Origin of the sequence: Flavobacterium facile (assembly GCF_036321945.1) — a bacterium.
GTDB lineage: Bacteria > Bacteroidota > Bacteroidia > Flavobacteriales > Flavobacteriaceae > Flavobacterium > Flavobacterium facile.
Genome location: NZ_JAZAYT010000007.1, coordinates 1 through 2,350 on the forward strand (window position 1 = coordinate 1; position 2,350 = coordinate 2,350).

The window sequence follows — 2,350 nt, forward strand, 5'->3', positions numbered from 1 at the left end:
CAATTTTTAAAAAAATTAGACACCGAAATTTTAGCGACAGTTTTAGCTAAACTATTTCAAGCTAAACCAGAAAACGAATAATGTCAGATCAAACTTCAAATTGGATACTCGAACTTGTAGATAAGATAACTAAACCAGTAAAAGAGGTTACAGCTTCTATCGACAAAATGGAAATCGCTATAGATGGAGTTGACAAGAAGGTTGAAAAAATGGGAAATGATGCTGCACAGGCATTTGAAAAACCAAATCAATCTTTAAAAATATTAGCAGCTGAAGCTGGTGCAAACGCACTTAATAATTTAGGGCAACCTTTTTTGGATGGTGCACAAGGTGCATACGCATACGATAGTTCTTTGAAAGAATTGAAAGCTATTACTGGTATAACTGATGAAGCTCTGGCTCAAATTGGAGAAAATGCACGTGATACAGCAAAAGAGTTTGGTAGTAAAGCACAGGACAATATTAGAAGTTATACTTTATTGCTTTCTAAATTGACTCCAGAAATTGCCGATAGTCCAGAAGCACTTGACCAAATGGGTACATCTGTAGCCAAACTTGCAGAAACAATGCATGGTGATTTGGAAGGAGCAACAAAATCTGCTTCAAGTGTTATGAATCAATTCGGTGTTGATTTATCAAATCCAGCAGAAGCAGCTAATGAAATGGATGTAATGTTAAATCAAATTGTTGCATCTGCAAAAGTAGGTAATCAAGAAGTTGATCAAGTAGCACAAGCAATTGACAATGTTGGGGCTGTTGCAAAAAACGCGAATGTTTCATTTGCTGAAACTAATGGAGCATTACAAGTTTTAGGTAAATATGGTAAAGAAGGTGCTGAAGGAGGTATCGCGCTTAGAAACGTTTTAGGAATATTAGGTAAAAAGGAATTTTTGCCAAAAGAAGTCCGTGAACAATTGAAAGGTGCAGGTGTTGATGTTGACGTTTTAGCAAATAAAAACTTGACGTTAGCCGAAAGAATTACGGAGCTTAAAAAGTTAGGTGGTAATGATGCTTTACTGGGCGCAATGTTTGGTCAAGAAAATGTTGTAGCAATTACTGGTTTGTTAAATGAAACCGAATTGCTTAAAACGTATACTGGTCAAATACTTGATGATCAATCTGCTCTTTCGGATATGGCGGCTACAATGGGTACAAGTTACCAAGAACAAAAGGATAGAATTACATCTTATTTTGATGATATAAAACTTTCTATTTATGGAGCAACTGGCGAAATGTTACCTTTTATTGATGTTGGATTGGATGGAATGATGAAGTTGGTAAATTTAGCACCAGGACTTATGGCTCTATCAAGTTTATACAAAATGTTAAAAGCTTCTACAATTGTTCAAACCATTGCACAATGGAACTTAAATGCTGCAATTTCTGCTAATCCAATTGGAGCAGTAATTATTGCTGTTGTAGCGCTTATTGCGGTGGTTGCCACGATTATAAATTATTGGGATAGTTGGGGTGCAGCAATGAGTTTGTTATTAGGACCAATAGGTTTAGTAATTGGAGCTTTTAAATCAATTTATGATCATTGGGAAAGTATTAAAACTGCTTTTAAAACAGATGGAATTATTGGAGGCTTAAAGCGTGTGGGAATGGTTATTTTAGACGCAATATTAAAACCAATGCAACAATTATTTGAAATGGTTGGCTTAGATTCTTTGGCTAAAAAAATCGAAAAATTTAGAACTGAAAGCAAGTTAGTAACTAAAGGAGAAAAAGAACAAAAAGTACCTCAAAAGAAAAAACCAAATGTAATTCCAGAAGACAAATTTAAGCCAGAAAACCTTTCAAAACCTCCAATTGCTCCTGTAAAACCATCAGCTACAGATAAATCAACATCATCAAGTTCTGGAACTGCAAGAATTATAAATATGACATTAAATGTTTATAATACTTACAAAGTAGCAAAAGAAGATTTGAAAAATTTTGAAAAAATTACAGAGCATGTGGTTGGTAGAATAAACGACACAATTAAAGACGCATTAATAGCAGCAAACTAATGGCAACAGAATATAACATCCCGAATTTGTTTTTAGAAGCCTTTGGGCTAAAAATACGTGATTCGTATGGTATTGAAATTGAGGACAAACCTAACGACCCTAACGGGCTGTTTAATGGAATTTCCGTAATTGAATCCGATGAAGTTACTGATGTTACAGCTTTAGGAACTCCTATAGTTTCACCAATAACGTTTTTGGAAGGAACTTATAAAGCATACAATACAAATGGCGAAATAGTTGATATTCAAAAATCGGATTTTCGTTTACCAATTTCAACGGTAGTTTCATTTAATCGTGAAAAAATAATTGGAGTTACCAAAGTTAACGGTGGTCGTGGA

2 protein-coding genes are annotated in these 2,350 nt (G+C 34.5%); both read left to right on the forward strand.

Going from position 1 to position 2,350, the window contains the following annotated elements; translation table 11 throughout:
• The first annotated feature begins 80 nt into the window (after window positions 1-80).
• Window positions 81-2,012: a phage tail tape measure protein gene (locus tag UEQ13_RS00035; RefSeq protein WP_329804333.1), complete on the forward strand. Its 1,932-nt coding sequence runs from the start codon at window positions 81-83 to the stop codon at window positions 2,010-2,012.
• Window positions 2,012-2,350: hypothetical protein (locus UEQ13_RS00040; RefSeq protein WP_329804334.1), on the forward strand; the 339-nt coding region annotated here is incomplete at its 3' end. The genes UEQ13_RS00035 and UEQ13_RS00040, both read left to right, overlap by 1 nt.

What these genes read in the sequence shown, in the direction of transcription:
- UEQ13_RS00035 (WP_329804333.1), top strand. Translation starts at nt 81, where the DNA reads ATGTCAGATCAAACTTCAAATTGGATACTCGAACTTGTAGATAAGATA.